Origin of the sequence: Streptomyces sp. NPDC004732, from assembly GCF_040609235.1 — a bacterium.
Taxonomy (GTDB): Bacteria; Actinomycetota; Actinomycetes; order Streptomycetales; family Streptomycetaceae; genus Streptomyces.
The window spans coordinates 858,389-880,394 of record NZ_JBEXJR010000001.1; the positions used below are offsets into that span (position 1 = coordinate 858,389).

The 22,006-nt window shown below is 67.5% G+C and carries 8 protein-coding genes; all 8 read right to left on the bottom strand.

What is annotated here, in order from left to right; all coding sequences use genetic code 11:
* Window positions 1–54: 54 nt before the first annotated feature.
* Window positions 55–5,742, bottom strand: coding sequence for a hypothetical protein (locus tag ABZV77_RS03555; protein WP_356249800.1), 5,688 nt, complete (start codon window positions 5,740–5,742; stop codon window positions 55–57).
* Entirely contained in the window at window positions 5,742–7,388 is a 1,647-nt protein-coding gene (locus ABZV77_RS03560; protein WP_356249802.1) for a hypothetical protein, read from the bottom strand. The genes ABZV77_RS03555 and ABZV77_RS03560 overlap by 1 nt, the downstream gene beginning before the upstream one ends.
* Window positions 7,379–11,773: a protein kinase gene (locus ABZV77_RS03565; protein ID WP_356249804.1), complete on the bottom strand. Its 4,395-nt coding sequence runs from the start codon at window positions 11,771–11,773 to the stop codon at window positions 7,379–7,381. The genes ABZV77_RS03560 and ABZV77_RS03565 overlap by 10 nt, the downstream gene beginning before the upstream one ends.
* A complete protein-coding gene (locus ABZV77_RS03570; RefSeq protein ID WP_356249806.1) occupies window positions 11,773–13,197 on the bottom strand; it encodes a restriction endonuclease subunit S in 1,425 nt (474 codons plus the stop codon). The genes ABZV77_RS03565 and ABZV77_RS03570 overlap by 1 nt, the downstream gene beginning before the upstream one ends.
* A complete protein-coding gene (locus tag ABZV77_RS03575; RefSeq protein WP_356249808.1) occupies window positions 13,194–15,350 on the bottom strand; it encodes an N-6 DNA methylase in 2,157 nt (718 codons plus the stop codon). The genes ABZV77_RS03570 and ABZV77_RS03575 overlap by 4 nt, the downstream gene beginning before the upstream one ends.
* A 258-nt stretch (window positions 15,351–15,608) precedes the next feature.
* Window positions 15,609–17,720, bottom strand: coding sequence for an AIPR family protein (locus ABZV77_RS03580; RefSeq protein ID WP_356249810.1), 2,112 nt, complete (start codon window positions 17,718–17,720; stop codon window positions 15,609–15,611).
* A 687-nt stretch (window positions 17,721–18,407) separates the two neighbouring features.
* Window positions 18,408–19,784 (bottom strand): class I SAM-dependent RNA methyltransferase, encoded by a 1,377-nt coding sequence (locus ABZV77_RS03585; protein WP_356249812.1) that lies wholly within the window; start codon window positions 19,782–19,784, stop codon window positions 18,408–18,410.
* A 127-nt stretch (window positions 19,785–19,911) separates the two neighbouring features.
* On the bottom strand, window positions 19,912–21,996 hold the full coding sequence (locus tag ABZV77_RS03590) for an APC family permease (RefSeq protein ID WP_356249814.1): 2,085 nt from the start codon (window positions 21,994–21,996) through the stop codon (window positions 19,912–19,914).
* Between the last annotated feature and the right edge of the window lie 10 nt (window positions 21,997–22,006).

Genomic DNA, 22,006 nt, shown 5'->3' on the forward strand with positions numbered 1-22,006 from the left:
CGGACTTCTTCGCGCGGGCCGGGCTGATCCGATTCTGGACAACGTGCTGACAGCTTATTGTCCGCCTGTTGCCGTCTTCGTCCCTCCGCCATGCCGGGTCACCCGAGGACGGCATCGCATGCGGACGGCTCCGTGAGTGAACGCCGGGTCAGTGGCCTTACTCGCCCACACATACGCCTCGCCGGGCTGAAGCTGCGCCATCTGCTCAGAGCGCAGACTAGCAAAGGCGCTGTTCGCCTTTTGGAGGTGTTTCAACCAGGCCGGCGAGGTGAACTTGTGCAGGATGACGTGGTCGGAGAGTTCGATTAGGGAGATCGGTACAGAGGGCGGGTCCTGGCTGGCGACCAAGATGCTCATTCCCTTGTGGCGCATCTCGCGGACGGTCTCGACTAGGCCGGCGACCAGGTCCGGGCTGTCGATGTACTTGTGCGCTTCGTCGAAGACGACCAGCTTGTTGAAGTGTTCGTCCCCGCTGCGCGCCTCAGCGAAGAGCTGCATCAGGACGACAAAAAGACCGAGTGCTTCGTCCTTCTCGATGTACTCGTCGCGGAGGTCAACAATGATCAGTCGGCCGGGCCGGATGAGGCTGGTGAGCCGGGCATTGTCGTCGATGTAGTCCTCGGCGAGATTGAGCCGCTCCTGGGCCAGTTGCTTAACGTGGTCGGGCATACCGGAATCGGCCACGCCCTGCCGGATGACGCCGAGATTCAGGTTGTTGCGGTTCGACTTCATGATGCGAGTCAGCTGCCGGATGTACGTTGACTGGTTACCAACCGCTCCCATGAGGAAGCGCCAGTGGGATGCCTGGAGTTCGGCGGAGGAGAAGGCGAGCGGCTGGACGTCGATACCGGGAAATTCCCGTCGCCGGTCGGCGACTTGGTCGGCGGGGGCAAGCAGCAGCACGTCCGACAGCGCTTGGGGTTCGGCTCCGTAGCGCTCCTTCAGGACCTGGAGCTGCGCTTGGTCAACATTTGGGCGCGCCATGGAAGTGAACTCCGGTGCGTAGTCCATGGTGCGGCTGTAGTGGAACACCACGGTCGCGAGAGGGCGGGGAAGTTCGTTGACCGGCGGGGCGGGCAGCGAAGCCATCTCGATGATGCTGCCCAGGGTGTAGCTCTTGCCGCCTCCTTGTACGCCAAAGAGGCTGATGGTGTGGGTTTCGTCGAGATCGACCGCGACTTTCCGGCCGGCTACCTCGCCGAGTACACCGTGTTGCAGGGAGGGGCGGGTGACGCCGAGGAAGATCTCGGGGAGGCCCCCTGGTGAAGCCGATCCCGGTGTGACAGAGGTGGGCTGGGCATCGATAGTCGGCGACTCATGGAAGCCCTGACTTTCAGCGACGGTGCCCGTCCGCAGCGGATTTCCGGTACCGCCCGGAGGAGAAGCAGCCGATGAGGTTCCTTCCGAAGAAGGAGACGCCGGGTCCGCCCCCTCCACGTCGGCACCAGGCACGGTCAAATTTGCCACGGACTGGGCCGGACCTGTCTCACGGCCCGCACGCTCAGGTGCGGTGAGTGGCGTGGTCTCGTTGCCGTTCGCGACCTCGTCCGTGTCGAGGAGGGTCACTGCCTTGCCTCCACCGGCCTGCCCGCAGTCTTCCTCCTGAGTATCTTGGGCATCCCGCTCGTCTTGTACGTCAGGTGCCCGGAATTCGGCATCGGAGAGCCGTGGCACAGCCAACTGCGACAGTGCCAGGGTGGGAGCGGTGACCGCTCCGTCCTCCTCCTGCTCCTCAACGGCTAGGTCCGTGGGCACGGGTACACCCGGCCGAACAGTGGGAATCGCATTGATCAGCTCGGTGATCAGATCTCTACCGATGCGGTGGAACTCCACCTCGTCGTCGAGTTCGCGGTCGGTTCCCTCGCGGGCGAGGTCGAAGATCAGGCCGCTGCGGGTGAAGTGGAGGGCGTAGCCGTCATCAAGGTTGTCAAGCAGGGCGTGGGCCGCCTTCCTGGGGGCTTGCCCCATGGTCCCGTGGCGTGCCGCCCGCTCTAGGTAGAAGCGGAGCAGGGAGCCGAGTGCCAGGTTCTTGACCGGCCGGTCCACCCGGTCCGGGGAGGTGTGGCCCGGGTCGAAGGACTCGGTGAGCACGGTCTGGCTCCGTCCGAGCTGCTGGGTGACCTTGGCTTTGAGGCGCTGGTATGCGCCGATGTCGTCGAGCGCGGTGTAGCACTTGACCTCGACGAGGCGGCAGGTGATGGTCCGGGTCCGCGCGTCTAGGTGGAACAGGGCGAGGTCACTGCGCTGGAAGGTGAGGGCGTCGCCCAGTTCCCGGGCCTGGCGGCGGACTTCGGCGTACAGCTCGGGGTGGGCGTCCAGGGGGACGATGATCTGGTTGTTCAGGGCGTCCTGGTAGTCCAGGTAGAGGCGGGCCAGGGCGAGGCCGAGTACTTCGGTGCGCTGTGTGGGGGCGGTGGAGGCCAGCTTGAAGGCGAGGTTGCCGGAGAGCAGGCGCAGTTGCTCGAAGAAGGTGTTGAGGTGGCGCTGTTCGACGTCGAGGCCATGCTGCTGGGCAGTCGGCCCGAGCAGGGCACGCAGTTCGTCGACCGAGTTCGAACTGACCATGATCTGGTGGCCGAGACCGCTGTCCAGCGAGGGCGCGTAGTCGATGACGTACTCGGGTCGGTCACGTTGTCCGGCGTGGTCGAAGTACTCCAGGCCGAGGGTCCTGTCGATGGTGACGACCCAGTCGCCGACCTCGTGGGCCTGGTAGAGCAGGGCCCGGTCAGTGTTGTCCAGGGAAAGGACGGTGCACGGCACATGGCGCGGCGCCTGTCCCGCGGTGGCGACGTTGGCCGCAGCGCCGGCGAGGAGTCCGGGTAGCCGGCCCAGGAGAGTGGCAAGGTCCTCCGCGTCCTCGGCGGGCAGAGCGACGCCGTGGCGTGGCATAGTCCGCCACACGATCTGCTGCTCGTTGTCCTCGTACGTGGAGGACGTCGGCTGAACCAGGCCGTGGACCGGGGCGTGCGCTATGTCGTGGCGTGTGACGGAACCGTGCTGTTCCCCGCCAAAGGCGTCGATGAGCACGGTCAGATGGGCGTCGAACTCGGCTCCGGGTTCGCTGAACTCCTCCACCGAGCGAACGGAGTAGACGAGTTTCGCGCTCCGGGTGCCTTCCGCGGCGTGCAGGAACGCCTCCGCCTCGGTGGAGGTGAACTGACTCTGTGCGCTGATCAGTTCACCCAGCGCCGCACCGGACTCGGGGGCTTCCGGGTCGGACACGCACAGCCGAATGTCGTAGGTGAGGTCCCGGGTGGGGGTGCGGCGCTGCAGCTCAAGAAGGGCGTCGGTGACGATCTCGGCCCGGCCGGCGTTGACGATGTTCATGACCAGGGTGCGGACGTACGGGTGGAGACGTACGTACCGCTCGATCCGGTCGGCGAGCGCCGTACCGGACAACGCACCGGATCCGCCTGCGGCGCGGGGCCCGACGGCCGGGAGGTGCAGCGCGGTGGTGAGTCGGCCAAGCAGGCCACGGGGATCGGCGGTCTCGCTGGGCAGGTAGGCAGCCCAGTACGGGGTGAGGTTGTCAGCGGCCGTCATGAGCCTGCCGTCCTGGCGCGGGACGGCGAACGGGAAGCCCAAAGGCGAGAGGGCTTGGAGGAAGGAGTCGCGGGTGGCGATGACCCGTCGCTTTTCCTCGCCGGCGAGGCGCGCGGCCCAGTCCCTGCCCAAGGCCGACCAGGTCGCCAGCCAGAGTGCGCGGAGGGGGTGCGTCGGGGAGACGAGCAGGACGGTGTCGCGCCCGCCGAGACCGTCAGTAAGGGTGACGGCCGCGCAGTCGGTCTGCTGGATGCGGGCCAGCGCCACCAGCGCGGCGCCCCGGGTGCCGTCACCGGCCCGCTCGGCCTGAAGCGACTGGGCTTCCACCAGTTCCGCGTACGCCTCGGTGTAGGTGACCAGTTCGTCCCGGACCACCTCAAAGTCGATAGCCTCGCTGACCAGGAGCTGATCGGTATCGGCCGGGTCTCCCGCCTGGCCGCACAGGGCGGCGAAATAGGCGTGGCGCGTCGCGAGAAAGCGGTCGTAAGCCTCGGCGGCCCGCCCGGTCAGGGCGAGGGACAGGTCCTCCTCGTTCCCCTCCGGGGCCTCGCTAATACCGTCGAGGCGCAGTACTAGTCGGCGCAGGGAAGTGTCATGAGGGCGGGCGAGTAGGTCCTGCTGGAGTTGCACGAGCAGCGGGGAGAGCCGGATCTCTGCGCTTCCCGCCGTGTGGATGCGGGCGTTGAGGACGCGCAGGGGGCTGCGCGCCGAAGTGGACTTCCAACGGACGTCCGTCAGCGTGACACGGGCCGGATCGTCCCCGGCGGCCAGCGCCTCGAATTGCAGTGATCGCAGCGCTTGGGTGATGCCGTCGTAGCGCCCGGCGCTACGCTCCGGTGGCTCCTCGACCTCTCCCTCGGGGACGACGTAGAATCGTTCGCTCTCGCCCCCGGGCAGCCCGTGCGCACCAGGGGCGATATCGAGAGCGTCACCGGAGGCGTCGAGCGGGGTGATTCTGACGTAGTGCCACCCTTCCTGCCAGTCAATCTTGTTCAGGCGGCGCAGCGGCGCCTTGTAATCGGGCTTGGCCCGCGTCCCCCTGGTGACGTGGGCGATCCGACCGATTGGCCCGCCGCTCTCCGAGACGATCTCCACGCGGAAGCGGTCAAGACCCTCCACCTTGAGCGGGGACGGTTTGATGGTGAACCGGGGTGTGAGGTCGCGGACGCCCTTGTCCCCGGCGAGCAGGTAGGGCTGCCCCACGATGGCTTCGAGTGCCGGGTGGGCCTGTAGCTCCTCGGCGTTGTCTCCGGCGGCAGGCAGACCGAGTTCGCGTACCTCGATGGAGACGGAGGCGCGGCGCCGTTCGTCGACGCGCCAGTTCCCAAAGGAGAGAGTCCAGTTCTCCCGGTCGACGACGATACGGCGGGTCCATGTCGCCGGGTCCTCCAGGCCGCAGCGGGTGGCGAATCCCGCGAGCTTGCCGGCGAAGTCCGCGTCGGTCAGCCCCAGATCGAGGACGCGTTGGCGCTCCGAGCGGCTGGAGATGGTGAGTTTGTCGACCAGCTTGCGGTTCCGCTCGGCCCGATCCTTGACGAGCGACGGGTCGGCGTACAGCTCGAAGTCGGGTACGAGGCCGAAATGGTAGACAGCGGCCCCCGCGACCTGGTCGCGGTAGTCGTTGGTCCGGAGCGTCAGCAGGTACAGGGCGACGGCCCGGTCGCCCGTCCCGTGTCCGGGCCGGTCACGGAGTACGGCGAGCAGCTCGTCGACGCCGGGCCGCAGCCGGTCCGGTACTTGGTCGAGAAGGTGGTCGGCCAGCTGCGCGTAGGCGTCGCTGAGGGGTACTTCCTCGAAGGTCGCGATACCGAAGGAGTCCTCGGCGCTGACCCGAGCGCCCGGAGGGACGAAGACGAGGAGTGGTCCGGGCAGGCTGTTCCCGTTCCCGTCGTCACCTTCGGTGCGGTTGCGGAGTTCGACCAGTTTGGTGCTGGTGACGACGGTGTCGTGGTGCGGCTGTTCGGGAGCGAGGTCTTCGGCGGTGCCCAGGACGCAGACCGTGGCGGCTGGCCCGAGTGCTCCCCGAAGCCGGCGGACCAGCGAGACCGCGAGTTCGGTCTCCACCTCGGTGACCCGCATGCAGTGCCCGGCTCCCCTCTCGCCGACCAGCTTGGCGAGGCGCGGGACGAGGACGCCTTCGAGGGCTTCGCGGAGGTCCTTCGCGGTGGGCTCCGCAAGACCGGTACTGGTGCTGCTCATCAGGCCGTCGCCCCCGTCGTCGCAGCCCCGATGGTGTACCGGGGGGTGATGGTCTGCGTCAGATAGGCATCCGACATGTCCTGGTAGTAGCCGATCTCGCGCAGTCGGTTGAGGAAGGCCGCCGCGTTGGCCCGCAGTGCGGCCTGGTTGTCCAGGTGGGCGCCGGAAAAGCCGTCGCCGTCCGGCAGCTGGTCGATGTGGAGTCCGTACCGTTCGCGCAGGAGAGTGAGGAACTCGTCCACACGCATGGGTGCGGTGCGCAGATTGCCGGTGTCGTCGTCGCCCTCCCTCAGGAGCGACACCTGGAGAAGCACTTCGAGCAGGCGTGCGTCCAGGACGAATCGCCGGACGGCGCTGTCGCGTCTGCCGCGAGGCTGGGCGAGCAGGGCACCGGGCCGGTGCTTGAGCAGCATCGAGTCGAGGCAGTCGATGAAGTAGCTGCGGTAGTAGCTCCCCTTGTAGTGCATCAGCATCTCGATGTACTCGTCGAAGGCGTTGAGCCCGAGCTGGGTGATCTGCTTCAGCTCCGAGGGAAGGTCCTTCTCCTCGTCCCGTACGCGGGTGGCGCGCTGGAGGAAGAACGCCTCGCGTTCCTTGGGATGGGTGGAGAGGCGCCGCAGGACCTCGGCCGGGGTGAAGTAGTTCCGGCCGACGGGCGGGGTCAGCTTCTGGCTCTTGACGAGGTCCTCGGAGAACTCGTCGAGCTTCTTGATCTGATAGGTCGCCTGGACGAAACGTGTGATCCGCCCGTACCAAATGCTGGCGCTGCGCTCGGCGAGCGCGGCCGCCGGGGTGCCGGGCACACCCTCGACGTCGACGAAGAGTCGGACGCGGTGCGGGCAGCGGTCCGCCGTAGGCGTGTCCTGATGCCCGGTCCGGCAGGTGGCGGGCGCCGATCCGGCCTCGATCACGGCGGGCAGCAGCTTCATCATCCGCAGATGGTAAAGGGCCAGGTGAAAGGCGAAGAGGATCTTCAGGTAATCCACGAGCACGGTCCGGGGCATGTGGTCCTGGTGGTAAAGCAGCCGCAGTACGTCCCGGCACAGCTGGCGGGCCGGTTCGGCGCACAGGGCGGGGTAGGGGGTGCGGGGGCGGGTGGTGTCGGCCCGGTCCCGCATCTGTCCACCCGCCTGTTCCACCAGGTGGAGCAGCGCCTGGGTCTCCACGTCGGTGTCCGTCCCCGGGGTGATCTCCGCAGTGGCGCGGTCGACGTCGGAGAAGAAGAACTCGCGGAGCTGGTCCAAGACCCCCTCGTCGGTGGCGAGCATCTCGTACAGCTGCTCGTCGGCCCCGTACGGGCGGGACTTGCGCTTGTTGCGGAACCGGTACGTGAGACCGTGCAGCGGCCTGGGGCCAGCCACAGCCTCGGTGGCCCTGCCCCGGTTGACCATGTCGAGGAGATGGGTGGAGGCCCACCGGGTGGTGGTCTCCCGGTCGAAGCCATCGAAGACTTCCGGGTGGTCCAGGAACAGCTTGACGAAGACGTCGACCTTGAGCTCGTTGGAGCGGTTGATCTTGCTGGGCATGCCCTGATGCCACAGACGCGCGAGCAGCCCGGTCAGGACACGGTCCATGTCCAGTGTCTTGTAGTCGAGCCGGCTGATGCCGGGGTGGTGAAACGTCCCCAAGGAACCGCTCAGCGCCATGTCGTCTCCTCCGCCCTCGCGGCGTCCCGTGCGATGCCGACCGCAGTGCCCACGACAGCCGGACCGTCGCCGTCCGCCCCGCTGTGGTCGTCGCCGGACCGTGCTGTCAGTTCTTCCATGTGCAGGACAGAGTCCTCAGTGCGGTGGATCCGTCGCAGGTCGTGTCCGTGTGTAGTGAGCAGGATCTCCTGGTATGGCACGGCCGCCAGCCGGTTCTTGAACACGGCGAGGGCGAGCTGCTGCCCTTGCAGGTCGGTCACGGACGGCCGGTAGCCGCGCTCGAACCTCTGGAGAAGCTCGAACAGGTCGAGCCGGATGTCGAGTTCGGCCGTGCCGCCCTGGCTGCCGGCCGGATCCCGGTAGCTCAGCCGCAGCGAGGTGCGCCCCGACTCGATGTACGGCGAGGCCGCCGCGTTACCTGGTTCGAGCCGGAACCCTTCTGCGGGAAAGCGGCGGAAGGTACGGATGGTGCCGCCAGGTACGTCGCGCACCTTCAGCGCGAGGGCGTCGCCGATCCGCTCGGGTGCCACAAGTCCCTCACCACGGTTGAGCGCCCGCAGGATCCGATCCCGATCCTTGGTGCCCGTCTGCGTTGCGCTGGACAACAGCGCCATGAAGTTCAGCACCGACGGGTACGGCAGCATCCGCTCCGCACGATCCTCGTCGTGGAGTTCGAAGTAGAGCAGGCGGCGGGCCGCGTCCACGTAGTGGCGGTGGGCCGCGGCCTGGGAGACGCGTTCGGTGACCGACCGGCCGAGCTGCTCGAACGCGCCGCGCAGCAGTACGCGATCACGGTCACCACGCCCGTCGACCGCGACCAGCGCCCGGTCCTCCAGGAGCCCGGCGTAGTCCAGACGACGGTCGAGCTGCGGCTGCGGGAGCGCCGCCACATCGGCCTCGCGCAGCAGGGTCAGCAGTCGGTCCCGCTCGCGCGGACTGCCATCGGCGGCGGCCGGGGCGCCGAGGTGGGCGGAGAAGTAGAAGCTGTCCAGGATCTCCTGACCGGAACCGGCCGCGTATAGCTGGTGGATCTCTGCACAGTCGCGGCCCGAGGTGAGGGTGTAGGCGAGCGCGGAGCGCAGATCGCGCAGGGTGATGTGGAGCCTTCCGCGCAGCTGGGTCACTTCGTAAAGGCGGCGCAGACGACGCGCTGCCTGCGGACCGGCGGCGGGGTGCTGGAAGGTCTGGGCGTTGTGCCGGGCGTAGCAGGTGGCGGCCAGGTCGCAGCGCTCGCAGTCCTCCCAGAACCGGTCGTGTGTCATCCGGTCGAGCATGCGCTCCAGGAGCGATTCGCCGTTCTGCGGTTCGCCGTCGGCGTCGAGGGAACGAGCCGCGACGTCGCGTGCGTTGAGGTTGACAACGGCGACGGCCTGCCCGGTGTCCCGGCCCGCCAGGCCGAGGTTGGCCACCTTGGCAAGGTGCGGGAAGCGGTCGTGGTGGTGGCTGAGGAAGTCGACCAGACGCCCCTCGTTAATGGCGATCAACCGGGTTTCCCCCGCGACCTGCCACGCCGATGCGTCAGCCCCGGCGAAGGGGGCAAAGAACTCGTCCAGTACGTCGTCGCCGCTGATCTCACCCTCGTCTTGACTGCCGTCATGGTTGGTGCGGAACCGATGCCCCTCCAGGCTGAAGTCGCTGCCGTTGGCCCGGCGGGGCCCGAACTCGGCCCCAAGCTCGTGCGCCTGGCGTTCAAATCGCTCCAGGAAGGCCGTCTTGCCGTCGCCCGCGTTACCGGTCACCACGACCAGCGCGTGCCGGCCTTCCCGCAGTGCGGGCACGAGCTCCCGGTCCAGGGCCGTCTCGACGTACACGGACATCGTGTGCGGGTCGAGGCCGCGGGTGCCGCGGTTGCTGCGGCGGCTCTGGCTGTACAGCGTTTGGAGGTGGACCACGAACGGGTTGGTGTTCGGCTCGGGCTCCTGCGGCTCCTGGCCGGAGCCCGGTTCCGACGATGGCGCCGGGGGCTGTTCGGACCGGTCGGACGAGGACGACGGGGCCACAGCCGGTGGTAGCGGTCCGGGGGTGACGCGCGCGGATTCCAGCGCCTCCAATGCGCGCAGCAGTTCCTCGGCCGTGGAGAAGCGCTCCGCCCGGTACGGGGAGATCGCGCGCAGCATGATCTCGGCGAAACCGGGCGCCAGATCACCGAAACCGCTGAACGCGGTGCGCGGGTCCACCGGCGGCACACCGGGCGAGGGCCGCCCGACTCCCTCCCACGGGTACTGCCCGCCGGTCAGCGCCTCGTACAGCGTGACGCCGAGGCCGAACAGGTCGCGGTCGGTGTAGCCGGAGGCGTCGGCGGGCACCTGGTCCAGGTCCGGCGGGCTGTACCGGGGGCTGGTGTAGCTGTGCCCCTCGGAGGAGTCGGAGGTCTTGGAGATCCCGAAGTCGATCAGCTTGACGCCGTCGTCGGTCCACAGCAGATTGCTCGGCTTGATGTCGCAGTGCCACACCCCGCGCTCGTGGATGTGACGCAGCCCGCGCGCGGTGTCGATCGCGAGCCGCAGCACGTCCGCCGCGCCCATCCGGCCGCCACGGATCACTTCGGCGACGTCCTTGCCGTCGACGAACTCGAAGACCAGGTATGGGTACTCGTCCGGCGGCATCAGCCGGTCCGCGTCCACCATCGACACCACATTGGGGTGCGGGGCGTTCTGCAGCCGGTCCAGGACGCCCGCCTCGCGGCGCAGCCGCTCCAGGACAGAGTCCCGGTCCCGCAGGACTAGTTTCACCGCCCGGTCGACACTCCTTATCGTGTCGTACACCCGGTAGGCCACACCGAACGAGCCGGGACGGCCGAGACGGTGGCGCACCAGATACTTCGTACCGAGCTGGTGGTCGGCCGGCAGGTCACGGTAGAACTCCGGGCCCCGCGGACCGTCCTGCACGGGCTGCCCGGCGGAGGCCGGAGGAGGAGCCGGGTGAACTGCGGCCGAGGAGCCGATACGCCGGGCCGGAGCCCTCCGTGCTCCCATCACCAGGTCCAGGCGGCGCAGCGCCTCCACGGCGGTCGGCCGGTCGTCCGGAGCCGTCGCGCACAACTTCTGCAACCAGTGGGCCAGCTCGACGCGGACCTCGGCGGCTTCGAGGACCTGCGCAGGGAGCCGCCCTGCCGCGTCGGCCTGCTCGGTGGCGGAGGTGAACGGCAGCTCACCGGTGAGGAGCTGGAACCCGATGACACCGACCGCGTAGATGTCCGACTTCATGCCCATCGCCGCCGGGTCGGCATGGCACTCGGGCGCCAGATACGCGCGATCGGCGACCTGGTACGCCTCCCGCATGACCGTGTGGGCGCGGCGCTGCGCGGTCTTCGCGTACTCGAAACCGGTCAGCGTCGCCCGGCCGTCCTGCGCAATCAGCACGGTGGATGGGTTCAGCTCGCGGTGCGCGATCAGGCGGCTGTGCGCGTGGGCCAGGCCCATCAGCATGTGACGGATCGTCCGCAGCTTCGCGTCGGCGGTCAGCGGGTCTGCGGCCCCGTTCAGGTGCAGGGCGAGGGCATGCCCCGGAACGTCGTCGTAGACGGTGACGAAGGAGTCCTTGTCCTCGTCGGCGAAAAAGTCCCGCACTCCGACGATGTTCGGATGCGAGGGCAACTTGCCGAGCGCCTCGTACGCGATGCCGATCCGCTTCTGCTGCTGGAGCCGCTCGGCCTCCGGCGCGTACGGATCGGCCCTGCGGACGGAGAGCCGGACCGTGCCCGACCCCTGCACCGCAAGGGCGTTCTTCGCCCGGTACTCGCGGTGGACGTCGTCGCCCTCCTCCGGGCCCGTCTCGCTCAGCCGCTCGATCACTTCCCAGCTACCGAACCGCATGGGGCCCGACGGCGGCCGGGACGAACCCTGCACCGCACGCACGATCAGCTCGTGGTGTGCGGAGACGTCCGTGTCGAAGCGGTTGGTCGAGGTGGGTACGCGGCTCACGTCCGCGAGCCGGCCGATCAGGTCCGGGAGGGTGACGGTGTCACGGGCGTCGTGCTGGTGGGGTGTCCGGTCGACGAGCAGGGCATCGGGTGCGGGCAGGACGACGAGGGCGTCCGTGTAGAGCCGGGACAACGGACGGTGGGCCGTCTCCAGGAGCGTCTTCATCTGCTTGGCGTGTCCGCGCAGCTTCGGCAGCGGGGAACGGAACGGCGCCCGGTGAGAGGGCTGCCAACGGCCGCCGTCGACCTCGATGCGGCCCCGGGTGCCCTTGACGTCGATGACGTACACGGCGTGCCCGGTGACCACAACGAGGTCGACCTCGAACAGTTCGTTCCGGTTGTACGGAATCTCGACGGAGTGCAGGACCGTCCAGTCGTCGGGGGCGTGATCACGCAGGTGCGCGATCACCCTCCGCTCGGCATCGTTGACGGCCTCCCCAACAGCAACGATCCTGGCACTCATCAGCTGGCGGCCTCCTCGATGGCGGTGGTGAGCAGCGCGAGGGCCCGATCTTCTAGGACGTCGGCTTGGTCGCGGCATTTATAGGCGTGGCGGACGATAGCGGCGATGCGCTCACGGTCGGCCGGGGGGGCGAGGGGGATGCGAAGCTCTTGGAGCTTACTGGGTAGGAAACCTTGTTGCTTTCCGCCATAGCTCATGGCACGAAGCAGCCTGAAGGCCACAGCAGAACGGAAGAACGCGAAAAGATAGGCTCCTGGAATTTCAGAATTCCCACTCGAAACCCGCACGAAATCTTGACTGTAGGCATTCGTCAACCAAGATCCGGTGACGAAAATCGCACGGCCGTATACCTCACTTTCGCCAAGAGTTCCACGTCCGGCAATTAGGATTGTTTCATCCGGAAGGCTTGAATTACTAGGCGCTTGAGCAGCGCTAATCCACCGCCCTTCCGGGCGGAGCCAAAATACTTGCCGCTGCCCGAGTAGGCGAATGCCATTTGCGGAATCAACGTCGATCCTCTTGAATCGCGACCCGATTTTCAAGCTGGATTCTGTGCACACTTCCCCGAACGACTCTCCAGGCACCGAGCTCAGCCGTCGTGCCAGATTTTGGGCCCGCGGAGAATAGTTAAGTGCCCGAAGGGAATCAGGGCTCAGCCCATCGACCTTGAACCCGAGGTCCCGCTCCTGCTGATGCCATCCGACATCGATCAGCTCCGGCAGCCCCACACTCGTGAAAAGGTCTTTCGTCGCGCTGACCGAGGACGACTGGAACTCCGCGCGCAGCCGCGCGCACTCTTCCACCAGGTCGTGGATCTGACCCTCGAGCTTCGTTTCCAATCGCGGCACCGGCAGCCCCGCGATGTGGTGCGGCTCGACGTGCTTCACGGCCGAGCCGTACACCGACCCTCGCACGAGCGACTCGCCGTACTTGCTGAGCAGGAAAGCGTACAGATATCCGGATTTGATCTTCTCCGGATCGGGCTCGACCTTGACAATGTCCTCCGAGGCCCAGTAATCACCCATGTCGGGCCGGACGTACGCCCGCCTTCCTGCGTTAAATCCTGAGCGCGAGATCAAGGTCATTCCAGGCTTGAGCTGGAGATACGACAGGGCTGGCGATTCCGCATCCGACTTACGCAGCCGGGGCAACCCGGTCAGGTCGGCCGCCATCATGTCCTTGGTGCCGATGAACGGCACGCTGTGCTTAGGATCGGTAAGGAAGACCCGCCGGAACATGGGCCCGCTGAAAATTCCGCCCTTGTGCCCCGCCGTCAGACTCGCTAGCGGCTGCGTCCTCGGCAACTGCTCCAGCAGCTTCTTCGTCTTCATCGACCCCGCCACATACGGCGAGGCATCCAGCCGAAGTCCCTGGTCCGCGAACCAGTCGGACTTCACCGGATTGGACAGCTCTGCGACCTTCACGCCCCGGCCACCGTCCCTGCCGCATCCACCGAGCGCGGGTCCACACCCGGCACTGGGTAATTGGCCCGGAACTCCCGGTACTCCTCCGCGATCACCGGCAGGTCGTTGTCGATGACCTTCTTGCTTCGGGTCAGCGGACGGGTCACCTCCTTGCCCCGGATCCGGAGCCGCTCCATGACAACCTCCGTCTCCACCACGATCTCCCCGTTGGGCTCGCGCTTGTAGAGGTCGTTGCCGCGCCGATCGAAGCCGACCTTCTCTGCGACGGCCATGAAGACGGGGTACGCCTTCTCTGTCCCGAGGTCGTGGTTTTGGATCTCCTGCCGGGTCTTGCGCTTCAGGAAGAGGAGCGAGGTGAGGATGTTGACGTTGGCGTCGACAACGAACGTCTCCACCGGCAGCTCGACGCTTGCGAGAACCCAGCAGTTCCGCAGGACGTACCGGCGGATCGCCTCGTCCGTCGGCCCCGGGTTCGACAGGATGCCGTTCGGCAGGACGATTCCGATCCGTCCGCCCGGCTTGACCCACTCGATGGCTCGCTGGATGAACAACTGCTCCGGTGCCATGCTCGACGGCACGCTGGTCGTGCTTGCTTCGACCTCGCCGGTCTCCTTGTTGCGGCCCCACGACCGAGCGATCCCGTTACGGAACGAGCCGAGCACCGACTCATCGCTGACCGGGATGTCCGCGCCGAAGGGCGGGTTGGTCAGGAGTACGTCCACGGTGGGCTTGTCGAGCGGGATCTTCTTCTTCGCCGCCTCCACACCCGAGAGGTGTCCCCGCGGGAAGGCGAGCGAGTCCATGTGGAAGACGTTCCCCGTGGTCTGCGCGAGCGTCATGATCGCCATGGTCGTCGCACGCACCAGGAACGGGTCGAAGTCGGAGCCGAACAGGTGCTCGTCCGCGAACTCCTTAAGCTTGTCGCCGTACCGCTCCCGCTCCTCCTCCGTGTCCGGGAAGCCGAGCGTGCCTGCCTCCTTCTTCCAGGTGTGGTGCAGGTGCTTGAGGGTGGCCTGGAGGAAGCCACCGGTGCCACAGGTCGGGTCGAGGACGGTCTCGTCCTCCTTCGGGTCGAGCATCTCGACCATCAGGTTGACCGCGCCGCGCGGGGTGAAGTACTGGCCGCGGTCACCACGCAGGTTGGTGCCGACGAGCTCCTGATAGGCGAGGCCTTTGGCGTCGACGTCCGTGCCGATCAGGTCGTACGGGGCGAGCTCGCTGACGATGAAGGCGAGCGCCCGGTCGGAGAGAGTGATCTCGTCCGCGGGTTTGAATACGTCCTTGTACTCGGTCTTGACGTCTTCGAAGAGCAGCTTGACGCGCTGGCTGATGGCCGCCCGGCCGTTCGCGTCGAACATCTCCTTCAGACCGGTGCGGAACCGGCCGTGCACGGAGCCGTGGCTGACCCGCTCGTCGTACATCTTAGCGAAGAGCAGGTAGAGGAACTGCCAGAAAGCGGCGTCCTTCGGCATGCCCTCGTTGCCGTGGATGTAGTTGTGGCAGCGCCGGAAGGCAATCTTGAGCATCTCAGGGTCGGCCTGGCGCAGCCGCTGGTGCGAGGCGACGGTGCGGCTGCCGAGGGTGCCGTCGGCGACCTCCCAGTCGCTGCGGTCCTCGAAGTCGGCGCCGAAGTCGCCAACCACCTTCTTGAGAAAGAAGAAGTCGACACCGTCGGTCCACATGCCGTCCGCGCACTGCGGGCGGTCCTCGTTGCCCATCAGTTCCTGGAGCTCCTCCAGGTCCTTCCGGGCCTGGTCGGGCTCTCGGAGCTTGACGACGTTCTTCCCGCGCTTGGGCTCCTGCTTGCAGATCACGACCCGCCGCAGGTTCGCCGTGGTGTGCGGGGCGCCGGACTCGAAGATCGCGATGTCGGCCTTCTTGCTCCGCTTCCGCTTGGCGCCCTCCTCACTGACCGTGACGGAGAAGTCGCGCTGCATGTCGCCGGGGTCGATGCCGTGCTCGTGCACCAGGGCTCGGGCGATCCGCTGCCGGACCTTCTCCTTCGCCGTTTCCGGGATCGCATCGCCGGAGATGTAGTCGACAACCTGGCCCTCCTTGAGGGCCGTGACCTTGGGCTCGGAGCCCTCCGCGACAGGCTCCGCGTCCTCCTTTGGCCGCTGCGGGATGTCCAGGTCCAAGGTCAGTTCCTCCATCGGCGTGTTGCTACTTTCCTGTGCTCGGTGGTGCGGCTAGGGGCCTGCGCCCCGGGGCGGTCCTTGCGTGCGCTAACACAGACAGTTGCCATCTGTGATCCTACGGCCCCAGGGCCGCCTCCCAAGGCGCGTTCCGCCTGGCCGGAGCGCAGTTCAGTGTCCCCGGACCCTACAAGGGAGCACTGACAACGCCTGAGCGGAAGCGGATGACGAGGCTGGGCCAGCGGCACCCCCAGCCCCTTCCCCCTCTGGCCGCGCTCACTTCTCCGTCGGCTCGTTGCCCTCCCGCAACCGCACCGCCAGTGCCAGCTCGTCCAGCGACCCCTGACCCGGCACGAACCACCGGATCGTGCCCTGCGTCGAGCTGTCCACCCCGGACGCCTCGAAGCGCATCTTCCGCGCGAGGCCACTGGGCGAGTACCACTCGTCGTCGGCGTGCCACTGCAAGGGGTTACGCCCTGCCTCGTTGCTCCACGTCGCCTGGGCCCGCCGCGGATCCGCCGCCAGCCACTCAGTCATCTCGCGGCGCTCCGGCTTGCTGTACGGGCGAAACTCCAGAACCGTGCCCTCCTCAATCTCGCCGGCGGCGACCAAGGTCGTCACTGCGTTCACCTTCCGTCCCCGAGCCTCGGCCGTAGCTACCCGATAGTCCTCGTTGAGCGCCGGCGCCTCGTCCTCGGAGTCGAGCTTGCGCAGGGCCGCACGTACCACTCGCTCGATCCGTTCCGTGTTCCGGACGGCGGCGATGATGTGGCTGGACGTGCCGTACTCGTTGTCGATTGCGTCGAGCACCCAGGACAGGGAGTCACGGACCAGGCCGGGCACCTTGGCGAGCTCCGTCGCCCAGTCGCACTCCGGGTCCTCGATGGCCCGGGTGTCCAGGCGGCGGTAAACGATGTGAGTGACCAGGAGGTCGCCGTAGAAGGCCGCCGCGTCGGCGCGCCAGACCAGCCCCTCGCGCAGGAGCTGCAGCTGCGCCCGGACCTCACGGAGCAGCTCGACACTGCGCCAGACCTTGAAGACGTTCGGTTCGGGGCCGAAGGTCTCCTGGTAGTTGCGGTCCTCCCACAGCCCGGCGAGGTTGTCGTCACGCTTGGCCACGGCTGCGAGCCGGGCGTTCGGGCTGACGGCCGCGAGCGCCTCGGCAGCCTCGGTAATGGAGCAGCCGTGTGCTGGGTCGGGGACCGTCTCGCCGCGCTTGATGACGTAACTGCGCTTGAGGAGCATGGCGAAGTCGTCGCGAAGTCTGACCTGGCCGGGGTCAAGCGACTTGAAGTCGCGCTCCTCGATCGGGTTCTGCGTGTTCGTTGTGGTGGTCACCTGGTCGCCGAAGCCTGGCGGGCAGTCTTCCAAGGAGATCAGGCGCACCAGGACCCGGCCGTCCTGCGCCGCGCCTGTGTCCTCGGTGAAGGCCCGGTAGATGGCACTCACCGTCTGCGCGCCGTTGACCACGCTGACGCCGGACAGCTGGAAGTTGCCCACCTTGCCGGGCAGCGCCCGGCCGATCGGCTGGATCGCCTCGCACAGCATGGTGATGCCGTTGCTGAAGTACCAGAAGTGCTCGGGCTCCTCCCGCAGGGTCTCCCTGATCTTGGAGTTGACGTCGCTCTCGTCGAGGGAGTCGCGGATGTTCCGGGCGAAGAGGCCGCGCCGGTGCTCCTCGTAGAGGTCGGCGAGGGCGGGGACGGTCATAGTGCCGTACATCGCCTTGTACGGTGTCGACTCCTGGCCGAAGCACTCCAGTTGCACCTTGGTGTCAATCTTTGGTGCGGCGGAGTCGCCGAGAATCGCGCGGTGGAAGTCGCGCAGGTCGAGGACCTTGACTTCGACCATGTCGCGGACGACCTGGTTCTGCTCGTCCTGCTTCATCTTGATCAGCTCGCGTACGCCGTCGCTGAGCGGCGCCTCGCGCATCAGGGCGAGCACCAGAGCGATCTTCGGGGTGCCGGAGTCGTAGGCCCGTTCGATGTCGGGGACGAACGGCTGGAAGCGGCGGTTGAATCGGCCGAAGTTCCGGTCGAGCATCAACTCCAGACCGTGGAACATCTTATGCACCTCGGCCTCGCCGAAGCCGCCCCTGTTCTGATCGCTCCACTTCGCCTGCACCAGACAGATCCGGGAACGTGTGGCGCCGAAGTCCACCGCGATCGAGTCAAGGCCCTGATCGTCCTGCCCGTCGAAGACCCTCGCAGCGGCTACCCGGTCGCTGCACGGGTGCTCGATCTGCGCGGCGAGCGCGGCAAGACCGCGGCTCAGGAACGCCTGATGGCGGCTGGCCTCCGATAGCCGCGCCTGGTCCGACATGTCGATGAGACCGGTGAATCGGTCCTCGATCGCCTTGCGGACGTACCCCACGTGCAGTTTGCTCACGATCCACCCCTGTCAATGCCTCAGATCGTCAACACCCTATCGAGGCAGGGGATGTTAGTTGTCATGGCAGAGAAGCGTCGCAAGTTCACGGCGGAGTTTCGTGAGGGGCGGTACGGATAGTGACGGAGTCCGGCAAGCCGGTCCCCAAGGTCGCGAAGGACCTGGGGTCAACGAGACGACCCTGGCGAGCTGGATCTCGCGGGCGATGCGGGCCGGGAAGCATACGTCCGAGGACAGGCACGAGCTGATCGCCCGACTGACGGCGGAGAACGCGGCGTTGGGGAAGGTGAACAAGGAGCTGGTGATGGAGCGCCATTCCTCCAACGCTGCATGGCCCTGTGGGTGAAGTAGCTGCGGCGTGCCCGGCCGCGGTGGTCAGCGACAACAAGACCGAGCACGGCGTCCCGTACAGCGTCTCGTACCGCTCTCTGGGCGTGAGCGAGTCATGGTTCCGCAAGTGGCGCGAGACATCTGGCGAGCAGGACTCAGTCGATCGACGCTCAGCAGCGTCGCACTCTCTCCAGACCCATCGATATACGCAACCCCCGACATCCCTGACCTGCTCGACAGATTTCCTGACACCCCATCAGAACGAGCGTCAAATGGGCGTCACGAGCGTCATTTCAGCGTCAAGGTATCGCCCGTAACGCCCACATCGCACATAATGCGCACGCACGAAACCGCAGGTCAGGAGCCCTTCGCGGCCGGTTCAAGGATCGCGACACACTCCACATGATGCGTCATCGGGAACAGATCGAACGCCCGAAGCGACCGCACCCGATACCCGCCCTCACGGAAGTACCCGATGTCCCGCGCCAGCGCCGCCGGGTCGCACGCCACGTACGCGATGCGTCGCGCGCCCAGGCCCGCCAGGTGCTTCACCGTCTGCTTGCCCGCGCCCGCGCGCGGCGGGTCCAGGACGATCAGGTCGGCCTCGGTGATGCCCGTGCGCGGGAGGACCGAGTCGACCTTGCCCTGTTCGATGCGGACGCGGTCGAAGGACGCCAGGTTGTGGCGGGCGTCCTCCACCGCGCGCTTGCCGGACTCGATGCCGAGCACCGCGCCCTTCTCGCCGACGCGGTCGGCCAGCGCGCCCGCGAAGAGGCCCACGCCGCAGTAGAGGTCCAGGGCCGTGTCGCCCTTGCGCGGGGTCAGGCCCTGCATGACGGCGAGCATCAAGGTGTCCGCCGCCTTCGGGTGGACCTGCCAGAAGCCGCCGCTGCCGACGCGGTAGGTGCGGCCGTCGGCGCGTTCGCGGACGAAGGGGCGGCCGTGGACGCGGTGCGTTCCGCCGTCCTTCTCGCCGACGCGCATCACCGACACCGGCTTGTCCAGCTCCACGATCGGGAGGCGTGCGCCCGGCTTCGGGGACAGGATCACCTGGCGGTCCTGGGAGCCCGATGCCGCGATCGCCTCGACCGTCGCCATGCCCGACCAGTCGCGCTGCTCGATGCCGAGCTCCGAGACGCCCTCGGCCGCGATCATGCAGTGCTCGACCGGCTCGACCTCGTGCGAGCGGTGGCGGCGCAGGCCCGCCTTGCCGGTCGAGGCGTCCACCGCGTACTGGACGCGCGTGCGCCAGGCCGGGACCTCGCCCGCCGGAAGCTTGTCGCCCTCCGCGGGCATGACCGTGCCGTCCCAGCCCGCCTCCTCGGGGGTGAGCCCGGCCAGGCGCTGGAGCTGCTCGGCGATGACCTCGCCCTTGAGGCGGCGCTGCGCGCCCGGCTTCGCGTGCTGCCAGTCGCAGCCGCCGCAGCGGCCGGGGCCCGCGTAGGGGCAGGGGGCCTCGACGCGGTCCTTGGAGGGGTCCAGGATCGTGACCGCGTCGGCCCGGAGGAAGCGTGCGCCCTCCTCGCCCTCGGTCACGCGGGCGACGACCTTCTCGCCGGGCAGCGCGTGCCGTACGAAGAGCACCTGGCCCTCGTCCGTACGGGCGATGCAGTGGCCGCCGTGCGCGACGGGGCCGATCTCGACCTCGTACTCCTGGCCGACCAGCGAGACGCTCGCCTCGGAGGCGTCCGCCGACGAGTTCCCCGCCTGCGTTTTCTTCGGTTCTGCCTGCATGGCGGGGTGACTCCAGTACGTAAATGTAAAAGGGGAACGGCCGGACTACAGCCCACCAGTCTACGTGGGTGTTGTCCGGCCGCTCGCCATGGAGATGGAGCCGGGAGGCCGAGGGCCCAGGGGCGGGTCAGCCCTTCTTGCTCGGTTCCTTCTTGCTCGGTTCCTTCTTGTTCTGCTCCTTGGGGCGCCTCGGCTTCTCCACCGGTCCCCGCCGCACCGCACCCGGCGCGTTCCACTCCGAACGCCTGCGGGCCCGCTTCTTCGCGGCCTCGGAGGAGTCGAGCTGGTAGGGGACGGACGTCACCATCACGCCGGGGGTGAAGAGCAGGCGGCCCTTGAGGCGCAGGGCGCTCTGGTTGTGGAGCAGGTGCTCGTACCAGTGGCCCACCACGTACTCGGGGATGATCACGCTGACGATGTCGCGCGGGCTCTCCCTGCGCAGGTTCTTGACGTACTCGATGATCGGGCGGGTGATCTCTCGGTACGGCGAGTCGAGGACCTTCAGGGGGACCGTGATGCCGCGCCGCTCCCACTCCTCCTTGAGGGCCTTGGTCTCCGCCGGGTCGACGTTGATGCTGAGGGCTTCCAGCGTGTTGGAGCGCATCAGCTTCGCGTAGGCCAGGGCCCGCAGCGTCGGGCGGTGGATCTTGGAGACCAGGACGATCGAGTGCACCCGGGAGGGGCGCATGCTGTCGTCGTTCGGGGTCTCCGGGGCGGCGATCTCCTCGGCCACGCGGTCGTAGTGGCGGCGGATCGCCGTCATCGTCACGTAGAAGATGCACATGCCGAGCAGCGCGACCCAGGCGCCGTGCGTGAACTTGGTGACCAGGACGACGACCAGGACGAGGCCCGTGAAGAAGGCGCCGAAGGTGTTGATCGCGCGGGAGCGGACCATGTGGCGGCGCTTGTTCTGGTCCTTCTCCTTGGCCAGATGGCGGTTCCAGTGCCGGACCATGCCGATCTGGCTGAGCGTGAAGGAGACGAAGACGCCGACGATGTAGAGCTGGATCAGCCGGGTCGAGTCCGCGCCGTAGATGACGACGAGCAGGGCCGCGGCGCCCGCGAGCAGCACGATGCCGTTGGAGAACGCGAGGCGGTCGCCGCGGGTGTGCAGCTGGCGCGGCAGGTAGCGGTCCTGCGCCAGGATCGAGCCGAGCAGCGGGAAGCCGTTGTACGCGGTGTTGGCCGCGAGGAAGAGGACCAGCGCGGTGGCGGCCGCCAGGATCATGAACAGGAAGCTGCCGTGTCCGAAGACCGCCTCGGCGACCTGGGAGATCACCGGGTTCTGGACGTAGTCGCTGCCGACGGGGACGCCGTTGTGGATCAGGTCCTTCGCGGGCTTCTCTGCCATGTGGACGTTGGTCGCCATGGCGAGGCCGATGATGCCGCAGAACATGGTGACGGCCAGGCCGCCCATGAGCGCGAGCGTCGTCGCGGCGTTCTTCGACTTCGGCTTGCGGAACGCCGGGACGCCGTTGCTGATCGCCTCGACGCCGGTGAGCGCCGCACAGCCGGAGGAGAAGGCCCGCAGGAGCAGGAAGATCAGCGCGAAGCCCGCCAGGCCCTGGTGCTCGGGCTTGATCTCGTAGTCGGCGGTGGGCGACGCCATGTCGTCGCCGAGGACGATGCCCCGGAAGGCGCCCCACGCGATCATGATGAAGACGCCTGCCACGAAGACGTACGTCGGGATGGCGAAGAGCTTCCCGGACTCCTTCACGCCTCTCAGGTTCATCAGGGTGAGGAGCACGATCACCGCCACCGCGCAGAGCACCTTGTGCTCGACCACGAACGGCACCGCGGACCCGAGGTTCTCGATGCCCGAGGAGATCGACACGGCCACGGTCAGGACGTAGTCGACGAGCAGGGCGCTCGCGACCGTGAGGCCGGCTCTCGGGCCGAGGTTGGTGTTGGCGACCTCGTAGTCGCCACCACCACTCGGGTACTCGCGCACGTTCTGCCGGTAGGACGCAACGACCGTGAACATCAGCACGACGACCGCGACGGCGATCCAGGGGCTGAAGTGGTAGGCCGACACACCCGCGATGGAGAGGACGAGAAGGACCTCTCCCGGCGCGTACGCCACAGACGAGAGCGGGTCGGACGCGAAGACGGGGAGTGCGATGCGCTTCGGCAGGAGCGTTTCTCCGAGCCGATCACTGCGCAGTGCGCGCCCGATGAGGATCCGTTTGGGCACGTCGGTCAGTTTGGACACGGAGAGGATC

Bases quoted from the DNA above. Each gene is read 5' to 3' on its own strand.
- ABZV77_RS03555 (WP_356249800.1), bottom strand. From the start codon at position 5,742: ATGAGCAGCACCAGTACCGGTCTTGCGGAGCCCACCGCGAAGGACCTC.
- ABZV77_RS03585 (WP_356249812.1), bottom strand. From the start codon at position 19,784: ATGCAGGCAGAACCGAAGAAAACGCAGGCGGGGAACTCGTCGGCGGAC.
- ABZV77_RS03575 (WP_356249808.1), bottom strand. From the start codon at position 15,350: ATGGAGGAACTGACCTTGGACCTGGACATCCCGCAGCGGCCAAAGGAG.
- ABZV77_RS03565 (WP_356249804.1), bottom strand. From the start codon at position 11,773: ATGAGTGCCAGGATCGTTGCTGTTGGGGAGGCCGTCAACGATGCCGAG.
- ABZV77_RS03560 (WP_356249802.1), bottom strand. From the start codon at position 7,388: ATGGCGCTGAGCGGTTCCTTGGGGACGTTTCACCACCCCGGCATCAGC.